This is a genomic window from Jiella endophytica, assembly GCF_004519335.1.
GTDB lineage: Bacteria > Pseudomonadota > Alphaproteobacteria > Rhizobiales > Rhizobiaceae > Jiella > Jiella endophytica.
The window spans coordinates 465486-485381 of the sequence record NZ_SOZD01000005.1 but is presented as its reverse complement, the minus strand read 5'-3'; the positions used below and the strand labels follow the sequence as shown (position 1 = coordinate 485381).

Annotated in this window: 20 protein-coding genes and 1 tRNA gene; 7 read left to right on the top strand and 14 right to left on the bottom strand. The window is 60.9% G+C overall.

Annotated features, from left to right (window positions below; genetic code table 11):
- Positions 1 to 39: 39 nt before the first annotated feature.
- The 4 genes from E3C22_RS18335 to E3C22_RS18320 all read right to left on the bottom strand — a co-directional run bounded on the left by E3C22_RS18335 (position 40) and on the right by E3C22_RS18320 (position 3307).
- Positions 40 to 116: transfer RNA gene (locus tag E3C22_RS18335), tRNA-Pro, on the bottom strand.
- Between the two features lie 484 nt (positions 117 to 600).
- Positions 601 to 1257, bottom strand: a complete 657-nt coding sequence (locus E3C22_RS18330; protein ID WP_134763320.1) for a hypothetical protein — start codon at positions 1255 to 1257, stop codon at positions 601 to 603.
- Complete coding sequence (locus tag E3C22_RS18325) at positions 1257 to 2744, bottom strand: hypothetical protein (protein WP_134763319.1); 1488 nt, start codon at positions 2742 to 2744, stop codon at positions 1257 to 1259. The genes E3C22_RS18330 and E3C22_RS18325 overlap by 1 nt, the downstream gene beginning before the upstream one ends.
- A gap of 65 nt (positions 2745 to 2809) precedes the next feature.
- A complete protein-coding gene (locus E3C22_RS18320) occupies positions 2810 to 3307 on the bottom strand; it encodes a hypothetical protein (RefSeq protein WP_134763318.1) in 498 nt (165 codons plus the stop codon).
- A 686-nt stretch (positions 3308 to 3993) separates the two neighbouring features.
- On the opposite strand from E3C22_RS18320, the gene E3C22_RS18315 reads away from it, so the two are divergent.
- Positions 3994 to 6948, top strand: coding sequence for an ATP-binding protein (locus E3C22_RS18315; protein ID WP_134763317.1), 2955 nt, complete (start codon positions 3994 to 3996; stop codon positions 6946 to 6948).
- Between the two features lie 90 nt (positions 6949 to 7038).
- The gene (locus E3C22_RS24540; protein WP_167591814.1) at positions 7039 to 7185 is read left to right on the top strand and encodes a hypothetical protein; all 147 of its coding nucleotides are present in this window, start codon (positions 7039 to 7041) and stop codon (positions 7183 to 7185) included.
- 308 nt (positions 7186 to 7493) lie between these two features.
- On the opposite strand, the gene E3C22_RS18310 is transcribed toward E3C22_RS24540, so the two are convergent.
- Positions 7494 to 9413, bottom strand: coding sequence for a peptidoglycan D,D-transpeptidase FtsI family protein (locus E3C22_RS18310; RefSeq protein ID WP_245515054.1), 1920 nt, complete (start codon positions 9411 to 9413; stop codon positions 7494 to 7496).
- A gap of 32 nt (positions 9414 to 9445) precedes the next feature.
- Here E3C22_RS18310 and E3C22_RS24915 point away from each other — a divergent pair, with 32 nt between their 5' ends.
- Positions 9446 to 9580, top strand: coding sequence for a hypothetical protein (locus E3C22_RS24915; protein WP_280987956.1), 135 nt, complete (start codon positions 9446 to 9448; stop codon positions 9578 to 9580).
- Positions 9581 to 9592: 12 nt separating this feature from the next.
- Positions 9593 to 9910: a hypothetical protein gene (locus E3C22_RS18305; protein ID WP_134763316.1), complete on the top strand. Its 318-nt coding sequence runs from the start codon at positions 9593 to 9595 to the stop codon at positions 9908 to 9910.
- A gap of 10 nt (positions 9911 to 9920) precedes the next feature.
- Here the strand turns inward: E3C22_RS18305 and E3C22_RS18300 are convergent, their stop codons facing one another.
- Complete coding sequence (locus E3C22_RS18300) at positions 9921 to 10106, bottom strand: hypothetical protein (RefSeq protein WP_134763315.1); 186 nt, start codon at positions 10104 to 10106, stop codon at positions 9921 to 9923.
- A gap of 87 nt (positions 10107 to 10193) precedes the next feature.
- On the opposite strand from E3C22_RS18300, the gene E3C22_RS18295 reads away from it, so the two are divergent.
- The 3 genes from E3C22_RS18295 to E3C22_RS24535 all read left to right on the top strand — a co-directional run bounded on the left by E3C22_RS18295 (position 10194) and on the right by E3C22_RS24535 (position 11858).
- Positions 10194 to 10907 (top strand): autoinducer binding domain-containing protein, encoded by a 714-nt coding sequence (locus E3C22_RS18295; RefSeq protein WP_134763314.1) that lies wholly within the window; start codon positions 10194 to 10196, stop codon positions 10905 to 10907.
- Positions 10908 to 10989: 82 nt separating this feature from the next.
- The gene (locus E3C22_RS18290) at positions 10990 to 11637 is read left to right on the top strand and encodes an acyl-homoserine-lactone synthase (RefSeq protein WP_134763313.1); all 648 of its coding nucleotides are present in this window, start codon (positions 10990 to 10992) and stop codon (positions 11635 to 11637) included.
- 44 nt (positions 11638 to 11681) lie between these two features.
- Positions 11682 to 11858 (top strand): hypothetical protein, encoded by a 177-nt coding sequence (locus E3C22_RS24535; RefSeq protein ID WP_167591813.1) that lies wholly within the window; start codon positions 11682 to 11684, stop codon positions 11856 to 11858.
- Positions 11859 to 11952: 94 nt separating this feature from the next.
- On the opposite strand, the gene E3C22_RS18285 is transcribed toward E3C22_RS24535, so the two are convergent.
- The 8 genes from E3C22_RS18285 to E3C22_RS18250 form a co-directional block, all read right to left on the bottom strand.
- Positions 11953 to 12318 carry a hypothetical protein gene (locus E3C22_RS18285; protein WP_134763312.1) on the bottom strand — a complete coding sequence of 122 codons (366 nt, stop codon included), beginning with the start codon at positions 12316 to 12318 and terminating at the stop codon, positions 11953 to 11955.
- A gap of 1 nt (position 12319) precedes the next feature.
- Complete coding sequence (locus tag E3C22_RS18280) at positions 12320 to 12772, bottom strand: hypothetical protein (protein ID WP_134763311.1); 453 nt, start codon at positions 12770 to 12772, stop codon at positions 12320 to 12322.
- Between the two features lie 78 nt (positions 12773 to 12850).
- Positions 12851 to 13042 carry a hypothetical protein gene (locus tag E3C22_RS18275; protein ID WP_134763310.1) on the bottom strand — a complete coding sequence of 64 codons (192 nt, stop codon included), beginning with the start codon at positions 13040 to 13042 and terminating at the stop codon, positions 12851 to 12853.
- A 59-nt stretch (positions 13043 to 13101) separates the two neighbouring features.
- Complete coding sequence (locus E3C22_RS18270; RefSeq protein WP_134763309.1) at positions 13102 to 13842, bottom strand: M15 family metallopeptidase; 741 nt, start codon at positions 13840 to 13842, stop codon at positions 13102 to 13104.
- A 103-nt stretch (positions 13843 to 13945) separates the two neighbouring features.
- Complete coding sequence (locus E3C22_RS18265) at positions 13946 to 14944, bottom strand: phage late control D family protein (protein ID WP_134763308.1); 999 nt, start codon at positions 14942 to 14944, stop codon at positions 13946 to 13948.
- Between the two features lie 4 nt (positions 14945 to 14948).
- Positions 14949 to 15158 (bottom strand): tail protein X, encoded by a 210-nt coding sequence (locus E3C22_RS18260; protein WP_134763307.1) that lies wholly within the window; start codon positions 15156 to 15158, stop codon positions 14949 to 14951.
- Between the two features lie 14 nt (positions 15159 to 15172).
- Complete coding sequence (locus E3C22_RS18255) at positions 15173 to 15607, bottom strand: phage tail protein (RefSeq protein ID WP_134763306.1); 435 nt, start codon at positions 15605 to 15607, stop codon at positions 15173 to 15175.
- On the bottom strand, positions 15607 to 19833 hold the full coding sequence (locus tag E3C22_RS18250) for a phage tail tape measure protein (RefSeq protein ID WP_167591812.1): 4227 nt from the start codon (positions 19831 to 19833) through the stop codon (positions 15607 to 15609). The genes E3C22_RS18255 and E3C22_RS18250 overlap by 1 nt, the downstream gene beginning before the upstream one ends.
- Positions 19834 to 19896 lie beyond the last annotated feature (63 nt).

Below are 19896 nucleotides of genomic sequence, written 5' to 3'. Positions count from 1 at the left end.
CGGCTCGGTCCGGGGCATCGGGGCTGGCTTTTGGAAAACTGGTCGGAGCGAGAGGATTCGAACCTCCGACCCCCTGAACCCCATTCAGGTGCGCTACCAGGCTGCGCTACGCTCCGACGTCCGGAACTCCTAGAGAACATGGGCGTTCGGCGCAAGCCCGTTGTTTGGTGAGTTTTCGCCAAGCGGAACGAAGGCGGCACATTTGGATATTCCGTGGCGAAACTCCCACCGAAATCACCACGGAATGTTGCTGCATTGTTCGACTGAAGATCAATGAAGAATGTTCGCGACGGAGAAAGCCGGCCATGTCCCGCACAGCGTCGATTGAGGAACTGAGCAAGCTCAAGAACGCGACGAGGTGGAAAGTAATCTTCTGCGGGGCTGTGGCGCTGTAGGGGGAGGTCCTCATTACACGGCCTAGGCGGCGTCATGGACACATTTCGCTAGTCCGATGTAGAGGGGGCGTGATGCTCATCGGGCGGCTGCGCGCCGAGAAACATCTGAGAAAAGACCGGGGCAACAGCTTGAGTCCGGCGCTAAAAAAGTCGAACCTTTGACCCGCTGACTGGGGCGTTTCATAGACTGTCGATGCGACTTCGATCATGCCAGTTGGAGCCGCTTCACCGTCAGGGCGTAATCGTTGAGTTCGTCGAGCATGGCATAGAGATCGCGCCTACTGATTGCGATGATGTTGTCGCGAGCGATCTTCAGTTCAATCAATTCGACCTTTGACCTTGCTTCGACAAGCTTAGCATATTCCTCGGCCGAGGCGATACGGACACCGCTTGGCGCACGCTCGAACTGATCGGCAGTCACCGTCGTAATGCCACCGAGCATGGCAACGAAAGCCGTAACCGCCTGCACCACTTCGTTGGGGAACTTGAGTGCCAGTATGCTGGTCAGGCCCCCTGCAATTGTGGCCACGATCGCCCCTGCAAACCGGGTTCGAGATACTTGCTTCATTGTCTTGCGGATGGTTTGGGTCAACGCATCCATTTCTGCAATGATGGTATTGAGACTTGTTTCGATCAGAGCAATAACAGCTGCCCGGTTCGGAAAAGGGGTGGGACGGCCCGGTTGGATGCCGCCTGAACCGGACACATTCTCAGCCGTTGGAATAGCGCTTTCGTCTTCGGGTCCTAACATCCGCTCGGTGGAGAACAGTTTAGCAGCCTCAGGGAACTGCCTTCGTAGCGCTTCCAAATCTCCAGACGCATTTCTCTTCAGCAATTCAATAAGCGACGGAGCGTTTTCCACTATGATTTCCTTTCGAATTTCTCTGCGAGGCCATAGAGTGCAAAACCTCCGATTACGATAAAGAAGAGGGGCGGCACGGCGGAAAACAGGGCGAGTATCGCAATCGTGGCGGCGACAATACATCCAGCCTGGCTGAGCTTGTTGGGTAGGGAAAGGAGCATAACTAGAAAAGAATCGGCTCTCTTGCTGGATGAAGCCAGTATCTTTTTTCGGTAGGTCCAGGTCACGAACCAGAACAGCAGCCACAGGGCGAGATAGGTTAAAGGATTTGATTTTATCGCAAGCCACCACCGCTGTTTCCACGGCAGCAGCGCTGACGCCTCGCTTTCGATGAGGTCCTGAAACTGGCTCGATGTCACTAGGCTACCTGACGGCTGACCGCCGCTCCAATTGTACGGAATCCTTACATGAGTGACTTGACCGCCTCCGCCCTCCTCCACTTCGATTTCTAATTGGTGCAGCAAATCATCCATCTTGACGCGCATCTGCCCGATATTCCGCAGACCGAAGACGAGGTCGGCGACGATGGGCGTTGGCGGAAGCTGGCTGAGGAAAGTCGCCACAGCATCGGTACTGATGGGCTTGATGAAACCAAGAGGCGCGTTCGCAGCTGCAGTCCTACAACCAATGGGAATGACCAGCACTCCATGATTGAAACCCTTGGTCAACAGATCTGGGATCGAGATCCGAGTTTTTCGCTTCAGCGCATCGAGCATGACGAAGGAGTCACCCTCGACGTGGCCAACCACGATCCAGGTTTGACCGGTGCGCGCTTTGAGGGCTTCTTCCAACAACTCAGGCTTGGGCGTGGCCGAGATAGGACGCAAGCCCCATGCCGTCCGGATACCTTGGGCGGCCTCTCCGAAAACCGCATCGTCGAGGAACAGGCCCAATTCGACATGGCCTTGAAGCGGCTTACGCGCGAGTTCTAAAACCCGATGAATTTCCGTCAGTTTAGGAGGGGCCGTCATTCGCCAGGACTTAATGCCGAGCCGGACAGCCAACGGGTCGGCATCGAGGTACTTTCCAAGCACCTCCCGTTCCTCGCGACTTTTAAGACCGTCGAAAATCGAGTAGTCGCCGTGATCCTGTCCGAAAGGCTTCCAATCGGCCTTCGCCTCTTCGCGACGACGTTGTTCGAGTTCCCGAAGTTCCCTAATTGTCTTCGGACTAAAGATATCTGGACCGATTTTTCCCGGGTGGAGCGGACCGGATGACGGGGGCAATCTTTCGATCCGGACCTCGGCTGGCCGACCGACCGGCGCGGCGAAGAGAAGGCCTTGCTCCAGCGCAATGGTCGGCAGCGCCAACAGGACTGCGGCAAAAAAGCTCTTCCTCGAGCGAACACATAGGAGGCGCCAAGCGGCAGCACCCCAATTGGTATCTTCACGCGAATTGCAGCTTCCCACCCGATCCTCGCCTAGAATAGACATCCGATTAGAAGTATTTTTCTCGTTACTGAAGCACTCACTTCCAATATAGATCAAGCAAAATATTTATTCAGTTGGCCTCTATATAATAATAGCATAAAATTATCTATATACAATCTGCGTTATCCAGCGATGGATATTAAAGGAAATGTTGCATGTGCTGCAGGTGATGCTTGGCAAGCCGTGCGAAATCCGTACTTAAGATCGGCGCGTGCGCCCTCCAGCCTCGATATTTGATTCGAAGATACCTTCATTTTGCTCGAAGCTGAAGCGATTAATTTGTTTTTTGCTCCGTAAACATCAATTCTAAATTCAAATTCTCCGGATTTTAGGAAAAACATGTCGTCGAATAAATCTTCTAATCCAGCGGTTAATTCTTCAGACAACGCGGCACGATCTCTGCTTATGCTCTTACATTCCAATTTTTTCTTTTCGAAGAACTCCCATTTTGCTCGAAACTCAAGATCTTCATAGCGATCTTTGAATGTTTCAATGTAGAATTTCGGCAAACATATAATTTTGGTCGTCGTTTCTTCAGAGGGGGCCAAAGATACAGCTACAAAAGGTATAACGATATCGCTACCGCCCGCGCCAACTGAGTGCTGAGTTGGAACAAACATTTCTATCTTTCGAAATCCCCCACTTCCTGAGATACTACAGGAAACCCTGGAAAAGGATCCCGGATAATTTCCATCGTTTACTATAGTGATCGCTGCATGAAATAACGTGTTTCCTATCGACATATGACTTTCTACATATGGCGGAAGATATACGTTTATTTTTGGTCGCTTTATGGCCTCTGAAAACTGTTGTCCCAACGACGATATAAGCGCTATAATAGAGATATATATTGGAATAGCCCTACTGGATAGTAGCCTTTTATTCCATCTAGGCCGGTCTCCGTGTATTTCTTCCATAGTTACCGCGCAATATGAGTTTCTTGTGCAGCAATGATGACTCTTATTACCCTAGGCGATTTTTGAAAAATTACAATCAGGATCACGCCAACCGGGACGTCGTTTTGACAAAATATTTGCTGCGCTTGTGATCACGCGGCATTGGCAAATGAATGCGACAATGCCGACGATCCCACGGTGCGATCTCAGATGTTGAAGTCACCTTCTCGGATTGGCGGCCAAGATTGCGACATATCAACAGTTTCACAAACTGATAAGTCGACCCTGCCACCGTAGCCCCTGAGTGTGTCGTCCGGCCCGCCTTTCAACCGTGACACCGCGCCTACGGCAGTTAGAGGTTGATGGAATCGGGGAGATCGATCATCGTTGCGCTTTCTCGGGAGGTTCGGGTGAGATCGAAAAGGGAGACCTTCCTCAAGGCCTCGGTGGGCGGCGTTGCCTTAGCAATGGCGGTGTCTTGTTCGGTCCTCTTCGGCGATGCCGATGCCAGCATTGCAAACGGGGTGAAGGAATTCCTCGGCTGGCCAATTGATGCGCTGACGGCTGCCTTCGACGTTGGCGGCGGCGGCGCGACATTCAAGAGATTTCTCGACTGGACATTCGGCCCAGCCTTGGCGGAAGCGGCCGGACTTATAACTTTTACCGCAGCGGTCGCATTTCTTTATTATCCTCCCGGTCGACGAGGCGTCGACTTCATGTGGCCGTCAGCCCCGGACGTTCTTGATAACAATCTCGATTTCGACAGTTTACGTGATATCCGCGAGGATGCCGGCGGCACGCCATTCCTCGAGCGGTCTGAGGAGCTTAGAACGCTGCGACTGTTCGCAGGCGCCAACAAGCACGGCGGTCCGATCTTCATGTCGGTGACTGGTCAGGAAGGGATCGGCAAGACTAGGCTTGGGCTCGAATGGCTCCGGTATCTGAAGAAGCAGGGTTGGGACGTCGGCCGGTTAGAAGTCCAAGTCTCCGCGCTCGACATTCGCCGCGCTAAATTCCGGCGCCGGACTGCGATTCTAATCGACGAGCCAAACCGCATCGTTGGGTTCTGGGAACTTCTCGACGCCCTTCTCGCGAAGCCGCAGGGCATCTGCATCCTACTTTCCGACCAGTTCGTGTCGAAGCGTCCCGACGACTTGTCGCCAAGCGCCATCCAGCGGATCGATAAGGCGCTATGGGGCGCGCTTCGCCTCGAAAAGTTGACGGAAACATCGCTCTCGATTCTCGCGCCTCACCTGTCTAGCAGGGCCCTCCGCGAGGCCGACGGCCGCCCGCTCTATGCTTTGCTCGGTGAAAATCCTCGGGGCGAGTTGGCGCGCCGCGCCGCGAAGCGCGTTCGACTTGCAGCCGAGCACGGCGCTGAGCGGATTTTGCTCATCGCAGCCCTCGCCGCTCCAATCAGCCATCAGCAAAATCGGGCATTCGGAGGGCCGAGGGTGGCCGCCAAGACGCTGCAACATCTTTTCGAGGGCGAGGACCGAACAACCCTCAAGCAGCAACTTCCCGTTCTCGCGCCTGAGATGTTCGCGGACGAGATCGTTCTGCAAATTGCAGTGGAAGAGGTCGAGGTCGATCTTCGGGCATTGGTCGAGGTAGCGATCTTGGTCAACCCGGCGGCAGTCGAACGTCGTCTCGGCAGCCTCTGGACACGCAGGGTTCTATCGGAAGAAGCCGCGGAGGTACGTCGATCACTGCAGGCCGTACTTGACGCGAACCAAGCGGAACGTGTCTCGAATTTGCATCAAGAGGCGGAACGACTTTGCAAAAGCATTCGACGGTTCAGGGAGGATGAAGATGGCCCTCGGGAATTCGACGATCTCAGAAGAGACATGACGCGCCTCAACGAATTGGCGGCAATGAGACCTTTCGACCCTGCTATTCGATTGCACGCAATCGAGAGCGCGGCCCGGACCATCCAATGTTATGCCGAAGCTGGACGGTTCGCCGAGTTAGAGCACTGGGCCAACCTCTTGATTGCACGCTCTGAAGACACCTTCTTCCAAGATGACCTTATCGCCCGCCGCGCAGAAGCAAACGTAGCGGGAGTGGCGGTCACAAGCTATGGCGCTGCGGGTCGCTTCGATGACCTGGAACGATGGGGCACTCACCTTATCGCTTTGGCTGAAAACCCTATTATACGAAACGATTTCGCTATTCGACACGCAGCAGCGATCGCAGCGGTCAATTCCCTCTTCGCCTACCGAGCGACCGAACGGGTGGACGATATCGAGCGCTGGGATGGGCGTCTTGCCAAGATTGCAGAGGACGTGAGCTTCGAGAACAACCTCGAGATGAAGCGTCTAGAAGCCGCCGGCGCGCTCAATGCGATGGAGGCCTACGGTACGGCTGGTCGTTTTGCCGATCTGGAGCGCCGGGCCACATTTCTGACCGCGCTCGCTGAAAGCCCTTATTTGCGTAGCGATCCTGAAATCCGCCGTATAGAAGCGAAAGCCGCGGTCAACGCAATTGAAGCCTACGGCAGAGCCCAGCGTTTCGCGGATCTTGAGCAATGGGCTATGCGCCACACCGCCTTGATCGATGAACTGGTATTTCTTCGTAACGATATCGATATTCGGTGGACGGAAGCAAATGTGGCGCTCAGCGCGCTAACTCACTACGGCAAAGCACGGTGTTTCGGCGACGTAGAACGTTGGGCCGCTCGGCTAATCGCGCTGACAGAAGACGCTCAGTTCCGGCACGATCCCCTTATCGGCTTTGTCAAAGCAAAAGGCGCCTCAAACGCGCTGAGCCTGTATGGCGACGTCGGGCGTTTCGTCGATCTCGAGCGGTGGGGGACTATTCTGATCGCGCTGTTCGAAGAACCCGCCTTTAACCATGATTTTACGATCAGGCAGATGGAGGCTGAGGCGGCAGTGAACGCGCTGTCTGATTATGGCAAGGCTGGTCGCTTCGAAGATATGGAACGCTGGGGTGCGCGACTAATCGCGTTGATAAACGATCCAGCATTTCATGATGCGTCCGAGATATGGCTACAGATGGTGAAGGGCGCGTATGCCGCCCAGACTTGGTACGGCTTGAGTAGAAGGTTGGAGGACATGGAACGTTGGGGCGCTCGGCTAATTTCGGCGACGTCCGTTCATCTTCTTCGGACGAACCACCTGGGCCGCCTCAAAGAGGCGGAGAGTGCCGCCAATGCCATTTATTTTTACAAGACGGCCGGGCGCGTTGACTGTAATGAAATTAATATTTGGCGTGAGCGATTGTCATCTATTTCCCGAAATTTTCCTGAGGTGGGGGCTATCCAAGAAGTCGCAGCTCGCCATGGGTTGGGCTATGTCAACCAATCGCTTGTAAGCTGGCCACATGGGAACATAGTGGGCAGGTAAGTCGAAATCTTAAATCGCGTCAGCGTAAATTGCGGTGCAATTCGCGCCGCGCTCTCGGGCTGACTGCCATTTGCACCCCGCGGTTGCCGGATGTACGACACCGGCGAGGTTGGACGTTACGGCTGCGCCGTCGTAACGATCACACTCGCCGACCGCCGCGATGCGGGGACGGTGCTCAAGGCCGAGGGGCTGGCCCAGGACTGGCCAAACGAAGGAAATATCTGGTGCGGCCGATGACCGACATTGATGCCCTTCGACGCTATGCGAACTGGCTTCGTCTCATCACCGGCTCAAGACGGCGCAATGTCCTTAACGACGCCGCCGATGAGTTGGAGCATCTGAGAGAGATCACCCGATAATCCCCTCGAGGTCGACCATGTCAGGCTATGACACCGAGCCAGACGATGGCGGTGCAGAACCGTCCTGACGTCCGTGACCCCATTCCGAGCACATCGAGATGCAACGGAACAGTTGAAGCAGAACGACAAGCGGGCAATCTGACGAGCACAGCCATTCGGGATATGAGCTGCGCTGGCTTGTGTCCGTCAGTATCCTCGCATCAGATCACGGCCGACCTCGCCGAACGTAGGCTGGACATGGAGGAATGATGCTGCCCGCCGGACCATGTTGCCGACCATCGGCGCGGCATTCCAGCCGGCCTGGGCATTTGGCTTGCCCTTCTCGACCTGCGGTTCGTCGATGATTGACATGACAATGTAGCGCGGCTTGTCGATGGGAAAAGCGCCCACGAAGGCGTTAAAGCGCTTGTTGTGATTGTATCGACCGTTCTCCACCTTTTCGGCGGTGCCGGTCTTGCCGCCCACATGGTAGCCGGGAACGTCTGCCTGGCGGCCTGTGCCCTCTTCGCCGTTGAGCTTGAAGATCGCACGCATGTCGAGCGAAGTCCGGGGCTCCGCAACCTTCCGGCGCACCGCCTTCGCCTCCTCTTCCGACCTCGGCAAGAATGTCGGCGGGATGTAGTACCCGCCATTGATCAGCGCGGCGGCCGCCACCGCCGTGTTTAGCGGTGTCGTCGAGACGCCATGTCCGAAGGCGATGGTCATCGAGTTGATCTTCTTCCACGTCTTTGGCTGGGTCGGCATAGCGACCTCAGGAAGCTCCGTCTGCATTTTCGAGAGGAGACCCAGCCGGGTCAGGAATTCCTGATGCCGGTCGACGCCGACCATATCCGCTTCCCGCGCGGAGCCGACATTGGACGAGTATTTGAAGATGTCCGGCACCGAGAGCGAATTGCCCTCATTGTGAAATTCCTTAAATGTGTGACCCGCCACGTGGAATGGCGAGGTATCGACTCGCGAATTGATTGACACGACGCCAAAATCCAGCGCCATGGCGGTCGTGAAGATCTTGAAGGTGGAGCCCATCTCGAAGGTGCCAGCGGACATCCGGTTGAGATTTTCTTTCTTCAGCGGCGCGTTGCCGGGCTCGTTCAGATCGTAGTCGGGCACCGAGGCCATGGCGATTACCTCGCCGGTATCGACATCCAGCACCACGCCACCGGCCGCAATCGCACGATATTCCTTCAGGGCGCGCACCAGTTCCTCATGGACGACATGCTGGACGTTGCGGTCGATCGACAGCTTAAAGGCGCTGAGCCCGTCACTGCTGGCAAGCCCCGTCGTCTGCAACGCTCTGAAGCCGCTGTCGTCGAGATATTTCTCCATGCCGGAGATGCCTTGGTTGTCGATGTTGGTGAGGCCGAGAATATGCGCCGCTTCAGCGCCTCCGGGGTAGAAGCGCCGGCGCTCGGTCCGAAAGCCGATACCGGGAACGCCGAGATTGAAGATTGCCTGCTGCTGCATCGGCGTCAGGCCACGGCTGAGCCAGGCGAAGCCGGCCTTCGAGTCCAGCTTCTTGTAGAGGGTGCCGGGATCGAGCTGGGGAAGGACGGTCAGCACCGCCTCGGTCGCCTCGTCGGCATCGACGATCCGGCGCGGTTCGGCATAGAGCGACGCGGTCTTCAGGTCCGTCGCGAGGACCTGGCCATTGCGATCGACGATGTCGGGACGATCGGTCACCGGAATGCTCGAGACGAACATGCCATCCGTCTGATTCTGCGCCGACAATCCGAACCAGACCAGCCGACCACCGATCGTGCTGAACACCGACAGGAACAGAAGTGAAGTCAGAACGGTCCGGGAGCGGGCGCTGTGAGCATTGCCGGCGGGGCTACCCCTTTTCGAGGCATTTCCTTTGAGTGCGGGGGAAAATTTCATGGCGCGTAGCGACCTACGGATTTGCTGGCGGCGCAGACGGACGGCCGCGTCGGCGAGTGGCGATATCTTCGTGGATGCAATCCTCATGCTTGCGAAAGCGTAAATGAGAGTTTGCCCGGAACCGCTATTCTGGCGGTGCCGCGTATCGTCGATCAGCTGCGGACCCGTTGGCCAAGGCGAGGTGCGCGACGAAACGTCCTTGACGACGACGCCGATGAGTTGGAGCATCTGAGAGAGAGATAATTCCATCGAGGTCGACCATGTCAGGCTATGACAAGCATCCCGACTATGGCGAGGGCGAGTCGACCCGATGGGCGTCGGTGGTGGAAGTTGTCGCGGCTGTCCTCTTCTACGTCTCGCTCGCCGCGCTGATATTCTGGTTGCAGACCCGATAGGCTGCCTGCTTCATGGTGTCGATGGCAAACGAATTGCTCCTTGCGCTGAGGGAGCGGCCTGGAACAAAGAAGGAACGATTGTCGATTCCAGGTGATTGCATGGGCAGGCGGGTGAAGGCTCCGACGTATGATAGAGACACCGTGCTCCGGCAGCTCAAGGCTGGTCGGTCGGGCGCGTTGGCGGTCCGCGCGGCGGATCCTGCCGGAAAGTCCGACACAGCGGCCGCCGCCATTCGTGCGGTCAAGGCGATCGACGAGCTTGGTGGGCTGATGACCGGCGATCCGGAGGTGTTCTGGGCGAAAAATCATTCGAACGGCAAGATGGTCTGATCAAAAGCGATCAGTCACCTGGCGATTCAGGTGGCGAGCCGTTCACCAATGCCTGCTTCTCCCTGTCGGCTTCATGGATGATGTCGTCGAGGCGTCGGCGCAGGACCGCGAGTTCAGGCTCGTCGGCCACGAGCTCCTTCGCCTCGGCAACCTTCGCGATGATGAGATCGAGCGTTTTCATCGCTTCCACGGACATGGCACTCTCCAAAAGCCTCTTGACCTATGGTCATTTATTTCTCTGGTTGCTTTATAGGATTTTTCAAACTCAGCGGGAGGAATCGCTGTGCATGTCCAAGAGCTGCTTGACGCGATCGATCAAATTCAATCGGTCGACGATCCCCAAAAAGTGCTCGATCTGACCGCCGCGGCGCTCTCCCAATATGGATTCACGGCCTTCGTCATCACCGGGCTTCCCTACCGCGGCCAGAGCATCGAGGGGCACATCCTCCTCAGCGGATGGCCGACAGAGTGGTACGAACGCTACGTCTTCTCCGATTACGTCCACGTCGATCCCGTCGCTCAGCGCTGTTTCGGGACGGCGGAGCCATTCTTCTGGACCGAAGCGTCGTTCGATCGACAGAAGAATCGTACGGCTGCGCGCGTGATGAATGAAGCGGCTGACATCGGCATGAACGAAGGTTTCTGCGTCCCGATGCATATGGAGGATGGATCCCAGGGATGCATCTCGATGGGGGCCGAGCGCATCGAGATGCCTCATGAGGCGCGCGTGCTCCTGCACATGCTCGGGATCTACAGCTTTTTCCGCGCGAGGCTTCTGAAGAACCCCTCGCCGGCCCGTCGGCTTCTAACGCCGCGCGAGACGGAAATCCTGACCTGGGCCGCGGTGGGGAAAACCAATCGAGACATTTCGGAGACGCTCGGCATCACCGAACGAACGATCCTTGATCATTTCCAAAATGCCGGAAGAAAGCTCGAGACTAGGACACGAACGCAGGCGGTCGCTATGGCCCTGCAATACAGGCTGATTCAGCCCTGACCCTGTAGGAACCTACAGTAGCGCGCGGCAAAAATACCCCTCAATATCTCCTTGCGGCCGAGTGGGAACAGGGAGACGTCAAATGCCTGACGTGCATGTGGTGAACGCCGAAAATGCGCATCTTTACACCGACGAACTCGACCAGCATTTCCGACGCAGACATGATGTCTTCGTCGGCCGCAGAGGCTGGTCGGAATTGCAGCGTCCGGACGGCCGGGACATCGACGAGTTCGATGACGAGACGGCCACCCACCTGTTGATCATCGAGGGCGGAGAGGTAGTCGCTGGCTCCCGCCTGCACCCCCACACCGCCCCGACCCTCCTCAGCAGGAAGTTTGCCCGCCTTGCCAACTGGCAGCTTCCGCCGATGGAGACATCACTCGACTGGACGCGTCTCTACGTCCTGCCCCGGGGGGAAACCGCGGCAGCTCGGATGCGCGTCTCGCGGCTCATGTATTGCGCGATCATGCAATACGCGCTCGAACGGGAGATGTCGGCGATCACCTTCGTCGGCTATCTCTCGCTCATCGAAGTGTTCGGTGCGATCGGGTGGCGCACGACACCGCTTGGCATGCCGGAGGTCATCGATGGCCGTGCGACACTGGCAGCCGGCATCGCGGTCGATGAGGCTGCCCTCTTCTCAGCGCTCGCGGCGGCAGGGCGCCATGGGTCGGTTCTGACGGGCCGCTGCTTAGTGTCTGGCGGCCCCGCGACGCGCGATGCGGCGTAGGGGCAGCGGCGATGTCAGATCAGAGGGAAGTCGAGAAGCCGGACGTGTTGCCGATCCTCGCGGATCATTTGAGACTCGTCACCGAACTCGCCGAGCAGCACCACTTCAAGATGATCGCCTATCTCGCCGGCATGGCGCTGGAAGAAAGCCGTGACAGGGTCCGATCGTCGTGTTTGGTGCGCACGGGTGCGGATGAGGCGCCGCCAAGCCTTCGGCGTTGAGCTACCACGGCCCGCGCACTGTCAGGCCGAAACGACGAAAGGCGCCCGCCGACCGTAAGGCCAGCGGGCGCCGAGCGTTCATTCCGGGATGATCTCACCCGCGGCGACGGCTCAACTCGTGCCGCAGTTCCTTGATCTCCTCCTCGAGGGTGAGCAGCGCACGCGTCTGGTCCTTCACCGTCTCGATTTGCTGACGGCGCACGTCCGTGTCGTCGCGGATCGCCTTCGTCTGATCGGTGATCGCGATCGCCTGGCCTGTCACCTCCCGGGACAGCATCCTCACGGCCGAGGAATCGACGATCGCGCCGGCAACCTCGAAGGTCGAGTGTTCGGGCTTTGCCGGTGATGCTGGTCCCCCGCCTCTCATCCCGCGCCGAATTCCGAAGAAGGTCAGCAATCCGGTGATGAGAATGAGGAGAGCGTTGGCGGCCTTTTCGAGGTCGAGATTGCTGAGATCCACCCTAAACGCCCCGGATATCTTTGCCGATGTCCGAACCGGACCGCGTCAGGTTCGCCAGTTCCATTGCGCAGAACGTGCCATAGGCGACGATGCCCGACGGGGCGCCTCCAAGGGACGCCCAGGAGAGAGCAAAGCCCAGCGTCCACTGCGACCAGAAGAAGATGCCCACCAACGAGGCACCGAAGCGCAGATGCGGCGAGAAGCGGAAGCCCTTGAATGTGCCGTTCACCGTCAGCGCCGCCAGCCGCACCACGCCGCAGAACAGGACGATCAGCCCCCATGTCCCTTCGTCCGCCCAGCGTGCGAGCGAGCCGAAGGACGAAGACACGGCGAACATGTCCGGTGACGCATGGAGAGCCGCGGCCATGCCGAAGGTCGGCATCATCATCACCCATTCGGTGAACCGCATGGGGAAGTGGTCGGCAATGCCCTTGTAGACCCGAAGGATAATCACGTCCTCACCTCGCGATCGTAGATCGCGCCATCAGGGCGGCGACGGCCCCGATGGCACAGAAGAACAGCAAGCGAGGCATCAGACCGTCTTGTTCTTCGGCGCGAGATAGACGACCGCGAAGCCGAGAGCGGCATTGAAGATGCCGAGGCCGAGCCAAGCATACCAAGGCATCTCGACGCCCTCCGGCACGGTGGCGAAGACGGTGGTTCCCGTGGCGGCGACGGTGGCGACGGTCGCACCGACCGCCTTGGCGATTTTGCCGAGGTTCATGACTTTGCTCCAGGTGGATGGAAGGATGCCCGGCGGTCCCGGACGGGCGCGGGATGGTGTCAGAGGCGAGCCGCCTGGACGTGCATCCAGTCGTAGTTCCGGGCTCGGCCGAGCGAGAGCCAGCCCTCGGCCTCCCAGGCCTGCCAGAACGCCAGCGCGTCGGGATGCGTAAGCCGCGCCTTCGGTGCGCCCCACTTCAGTTGATTGCGCTCCGGGTCGAAGTCGATTGCGATTCCCCATGAGTGCATCGAATAGCTCGAGCCGCCGCGCATCCTGCGCACGTTGAGCGAGCCGCCGAAAAGGTGGAGACCGAGATTCTGCCGCTCCTTGGCAGAATAGGTCTGGGCGACGCGCTGCAGCACGCGCTCCGCCGACGGCGCCACCTTCTTGTGGAGCGTCATCGTCTTCACTCGCGTCGACTTCGCCCAGGCAAGATAGAAGTCGAAGGGAACCTCGATGCGGGTCTGGTTGGTGCCCACCGCCCCGTAGAAGGCCGAGACGCCGCTCTGCCGCGGCCAGGTGTTGCCGACGAGGGCGATCTTCTGAACTTCCGCCTCGGGCGGATCACGATGCTCGACGGCAGCGGCAGTCTCGGCGTCAACCGTGCTCGACGACGACCGGAGCGCCGTCACGACCTTCTCGTCGGCCATGCCGTCGACAGGCAGACCGTGGGCGGCCTCGAAGGCTCGGATGGCCGCCGTGGTGATCGGACCGACGATGCCGTCGATCGGCCCGACGGAAAAGCCATGGGCGGTCAGCCGCATCTGCAGCCACTGCGCAAAGGGGATCGGTGCGGTCATGTCTCGTCTCCTCACGGGAAGAGCCCGCTTGGGGTGCGGGCACGAAAAAGCCCGCCGAGCGGATGCCGGGCGGGCGGTTTGAACGGTTGCAGGGACTTGGCCGTCAGGCGGCCGTCTGGCCCTTCTGGCTGTCGCCATCGAGCGATGTCGTGTAGCCGCTCTTGGAATAGGCGTGGGTCGCCGTGCCGATCAGGAACGGCAGCCCGTCGACACCCGGGCGGCAGCCGGCGAAGGTCAGCGGCGCGCCGGCCCTTGCCGCCGGATTGCCGATGATCTGGCAGGAGAATGTCGCCTGGCGCCGCAACAGGTCGCCGGCCTTGGACTTTGCCGCCTTCTTCGCCTCGGTCTCGTCGGCATACTGCTCGGAAAGCCGGTAGACGGCCTCGCCCTTCGCGTCGCTCTCCTCCTCGACATCGACCTTCTCGCCCTTCTTCCGGTCCGTGTAGGAGGCCTTGACGGACTTGTATTGCGTCCGATCGGAGAAGCGGATCCGGGCCGAGCCGGGTGTCAGGATCGCGGGGGTGATGACGATCGGCGTCAGCGCCGCGCCGGATGGTGCGGCGCCGGCGCCCTTTTTGGCGATGACTAGATTGCCGTCCTTCACCGAGAAGAAGCCGCCGAGGCGCTCGGTGATCCGCTCGACGAAGTGGATGTCGGACTCGTTCAGCTGCCCGAGCCACTCGTATTTGTGCTTGCCGATCTCGGGATCGATCTTCGGCGTCAGCCCGTGCTCGCCGGCGATCTCGGAAACCACCTCCTCGACCGTCTTGTCGTCCCAGTGCCGTTCGCGATGCTGCTTGGTCTTGCCGCGCATCTCGGCCGCCTTGCCGGTGATCGCCATGCGGTAGGGCAGGATCTCGACCTCGATCTCCTCGGCCGTGTAGGCGCCCATATAGGCCATGCCGGCAACGCCATAGCCCATCCAGATCCGGATGATCGCGCCGGTTCTCGGAATCGCCGCGCAGGGCCAGTCATTGAGGACGATCGAGCAGGTATCGGAGGAGACGCCCTCCTTGTCAGTCACCTCACAGGAGATGATGCGCGACTGGAAGACGCCGCTGACGGGCTGGCCGTCGACGGTGATGCGGCATGAGGGTGTCATGAAGTCAGTCCCAGAGCGTCACGACCGGCTGCTCCGACACCGTCTCGATCGCCGGCAGAACGATCGGCGTTCCGAAGGGCAGCACAGGCCCGAGCCTGGCCAGGCCGGGATTGGCCTCGAGCACGGCCTCGACATAGCCGCTCTCGTCGCCATAGCTTCGCCGGCAGACGACATCGAGCACCTCGCGCTGTCCGGTGCGGGTCACATCGGCCATCGGTCGGATCCCGGTCAGAAGAAGCTGATGACGGAGAGCGGGTTGAACGAGATCGGCCCGGCGCTCGGATAGGCCCGTAGCTTCAGCGAATAGACGTTCTTGTGAACGTTGCCGTAGCGGTCGATGAACTCCGGCTCGTCCTCGACCTCCTCGACGACGAACAGGTCGTAGACCGAGCCATTCAGCGAGACGAGTGGCAGGATCACGCCACTGGCCGCCGCGGCATAAAGCCCGTTCAAAGTCGCCTCGCCGCCGAAGGCCGCCGGGAACAGTACGCCGGAGATCTTCTCGGTATAGTCGTCGCCACCGGTCCACTGGATGGCGTTGAGCGATCCGCCGACCTGGATCTCCGCCCACCTGGTCGACTGCGACTTGCGTCGCCTGTCGAAGCCGAAACCGTGGGTGACGAAGCGAAACGGCCCGAGCGCCATGATCGAGGGGCCGGCCATCAATAGGCTCCGTCGGTAAAGCGCGAGCGCATCAGCGCCGAGGCCTCTCGGCCGAACTCGGCACGAAGGTCGGCCGCCGAGGCATTCGAGCCGCCATGGACATGGATGTCGCCGAAGGTAACGGAGACCGGACCACTGGCCGCCGGTGCCGCGGCAGGCGGCGGCGCAGAGCGATCGCCGCCCCCTGCCCCGCCGCGGAAGGATGCCGGGATTGCCCGCGGCTGCGGCACCGCCGGCGGCACGATCGAGGACATCGCCATTGCCGGCCTCGTCAGCGCCTTCATCAGCGCCGCCGTGTCACGGGCATTGACGATATGACCGTTCACCGGCGGGACGAACAACTCGCGGCCGCGCTCGCCGACCTCATACAGAGATCCCGCCGCGACCGGCCCGCCTGAGGCGCGGCCAGGGATCTTCGGCATCGACGCCCTGGCGGCATTCGCCGCACCTGTCGCGCCGGCATTGAGACGATTCACCGCTGCCGCCGCCTCGTTTGCCGCCTGCGTCGCAGCCTTGATCGAGGAGAGATCGACCTTTGGCTGGACGGTGACGTTCAGCCGTTCCTTCAGCGTCGCGGCGATGACATCGGCTTCGGCGCTGACCTGCCCGCCCCCTTGCGCGATCGCCGCGACATAGGCGTCGATCGATTCCCTGGCGGACGCCGGCAGATCGGCCGCCAGCGTCTTCAGCTTCTCGGCGCTTGCCGCAAGCTGCGTGGCGGCCGTGTCGTCATGGCTGACGAAGGCCTGCTTGACGACTTCCGACTGAAGTGCGGCAACCTCGCGCGCCACTTCGAGGATGCGCTCGAAGCCGGCTGGCGGGACGACCGGCTCGCCCATCGCCACGGCTCGCACCTGACGTGCCGGCTCGGCAGCCGCCCTGGCGCTCTCCTCCGCCTCGCCGCCACCGAGCCAGGTCGGCAAAGACGGCATACTGACGATGTTCGACAGGTCGATATTGCCGATCGCATCCCGGATCCTGCCGGGTAGCGCCTTGGCCCACGCGATCAGCTCCTCGAGCTTTGCTTTCATGCCGTCGAGCAGCGACTGGATGGCGTCACGGCCAGCCTGTGCCAGGTCGACATTGGCAAAGACGGTCTTGATCTCCTCGACCGAGGACGAGAGGGCCTCGCTCCAGAAGCCGGCGCCGAACTCGAACCATTTGCGCACGATCGAGGCGACGAGTTCGCCGCCGCCCGAGAGCGCTCCGCGCATGGCGTTGACGAGGCCGGAAGCGAGACCCTCGCCGCCGGCGCCGCCCTCTCCGCCGAGCGACGCGATGGCCGAGCCGATCAGCCGGATACCGCCACTGACGCCCTTCACGAGCACCTCGGCGATGGACTTGCCGAGCGACGCCGCATCGATCGAGGCAATCTGCGTCGACAGCCAGGAGAACAGCTCTCCGGCCATATTGAGCGTGCGGAAATAGGTCTGCCAGCCGGCCATGATGGCCTTGCCGATGGCGGCGCCCGCGCCTGCCAGCGTTGCCCCCCAGTCGATCGCCGCGAACTTGGCGCGAAGACTGTCAGCGACCGCCGCTCCCGTCACGCCATCGCCGAGGCCCTTTGCGATCGCCGCGCCCGAGGGCTGCAGGAGTTCGCGCCAGAAGCCCGCCCCGAATTTGAACCAGCTGCGGATGAGCGATTCAACGACGCCGCGTCCGGCCGAGAGCACGCCCCGCAATCCGGCAAGAAGACTCTCGCCAATCTTCGCGCCACCACCACCGTCGGTCAGAGCGGCCATCGCCGAGCCGACCATCTCGAGACCGGCAGAAAAGCCCTTGGCGACAACGCTCGCCAGGCTCGATCCGAGCGGGACGGCGTCGATCGACTGCACCTGCCGGGCAATCCAGCCGAGAAGCTCGCCTGTCAGGCTCACCGCACCGAGAGCCGCTGCGACCGACGCCTTGAAGGCATTGCCGAGTGCGGTGCCCGCCCCTGCCAGCGCCGCGCCCCAGTCGATCGCGGCGATCCGCTCGCGCACGGACTGGGCGAGATCGCTCTCGGAGAAGGACACGGCGAGATCGGCCACCCACTTTGCCGACAGCCGCAGACCCGAGAGGGCCGCGCTTGCCGCATTGTGGAGGCTTGCGGCGGCCGCTTTGCCGAGCGCACCCCAGTTGGTCTCGTCGACCAGTGCCCTTGCCCAGTCGAGCGCGAGGGTGACGCCCTGCCAGGCTGCACTGACTGCCCTGCCGATGCCGGCTGCTATGGCGGAGCCGGCGGCCGACCAGTCCACGCCCGCCAGCAGCTTCCTCGTCCAGTCCCAGGTGACGGTCACGCCCGCCCATGCCAGCGACAAGGCCTGTGACACGCCGCTCGCGACAGAGCCGGCGACGCGTGCCCAGTCGATCGAGGCTGCGACCTTGCCGGCCCAATCCCAGGCGATGGTGAGCGCCGACCACCCAGCATCGAGACCGGTGCGCAGCCCGTCGAGGATCGTACGACTGACACTCTGCCAGTCGATCGGCCCGACGAGTTTGGCCGCCCAGTCGAAGGCGAAGGTCAGTCCCCGCCACGCAGCCGCGAAGCCAGCTCTGAGACCGGAGACGATACGGGCAGGAAGGCCGGAAAGATTGTCGAAGGTGAAGGCATCGCTGAGGATGCGTGGCAGATCACGGAAGGTCTCGACGACCCGCCGGACTGCTCGGCCCACCCGGCCGCCGAGATTGTCGCCGAAGCGCTCGAAGGCGTCTTCGGCATCCTCGACCGGCGCGACAAGGCCGGTGATGAAGGCCGAGAGTTCGTCGAAGAGGTCGATCGCCGGCGCGAGCACCTTGCGGATCGGCTTGATCGCCTCGAGGAACGACGCCTTGAAGGCATCGAATGCGGCGGCGACGTTCTTCCAGTTGTTGTAGAGCCAGGCACCGGACAGCGCGATTGCGCCGATGGCAAGCCCGATGCCGGAAGCGAGCGCCACCGCGCGCAGGGCGATCAGCGCGCCGCGCACCAGCTTCAGCGGATTGACCAGCGCCAGGGCGCCGGCCTTTACGGCCGTCATCACAGCCTGCAGACCCTGCAGTCCGAGGAGCCCGGCGGAAAGCAGCCCGCCCTTCAGCCAGAGGAAGCTGTAGCGGGCGGCAATGCTCGCGACGCGAAGGCCGATCAGCGCGGCGGTCAGGCCGATGACGCTGCGGGTAACCACGGGGTTAGCGTCGGCAAATCGCGCCATCGCCATGACGACAGGCCCGATCGCGTCCATCGTCGCGTTGAGCGCAGGCAGAAGCGCCGAACCGACGGCGATGCCGAGGGCTTCGACCTTGTTGGCGAAGAGCTGCAGGTTGTTCGCCGTCGTGGCGGCTCGCGCCTCGTATTCCTTCTGGGCCGAACCGAGATAGCTTGCCCGATCGGCAACGCTGGCGAGAGCCTTGTCGTAAAGCTCGATATTGTTGACCACCGGCGCGATTGCCCGGGCTTCGTCGCCGAAGATGGTCGAGATCGTGTTCGCCTGGAGGTGTTCGGGGAGCCGCTTCACCCTCTGCAGCACGTCGCGGAGGGTGCCGACGGCATCCTTCTGCAGATCCTTCGCCACCTGGCTGGCGCTGAGGCCGAGACTGTGGAATGCCGCCTGCTGGTTCTCGGTCGCCGTCCCGCCCTTGGCGAGCGCGCGCCCGACATTCCGGAAGCTGGTTGCCGCAACCTCCGCCTCGGCGCCGGAGGCAATCATCGCCGAGCCGATCGCTGCCGTCTGTTGCGCGGTGAACCCGTACTGTTCGCCGGCGGCTGCGACCCGCTTCATGAAGTTGACGAGATCGGGCGCCGATGATGCCGAGGTGTTCGACAGCTGGTTGATCGCATCGGCCAGCTCGCCCGTATCAGCGACGCTGATATTGAGCTGCGTCTTGATCTTGGCCAGCGCCTCGCCGACGTCACCCGCCGTCATGTCGAAGGCGACGGCCACCTTGGCAGCGATCTCGGTGAAGCCGAGAAGATCCTCGCGCGCGATGTTCGCCTGCCCCGCCGCCGCAACGATGTCGGCGATGCCGGTCGCGGCGATCGGGATCCGGGTCGACATCTCGCGGATTTCTGCCGACATCTCGCTGAAAGCATCCGGCGTCGGGAAGTCGACGACCTTCTTTACATCGGCCATCGCGCTTTCGAACTCGATCGCCGCGGCCACCGGTGCCTTGATCGCCCTGTAGAGCCCGTATCCGACCGCGGCAGCCCCGACCATCTGGCTCTGCATCGCGGCCATCTTGGCATTGTTCGCCTCGATCGATGCGCGCATCGAGTTCATCGCGGCCGTGACACCCCTTGCGGGGGCCGTTACCCTTTCGACCAACGAAAGGAT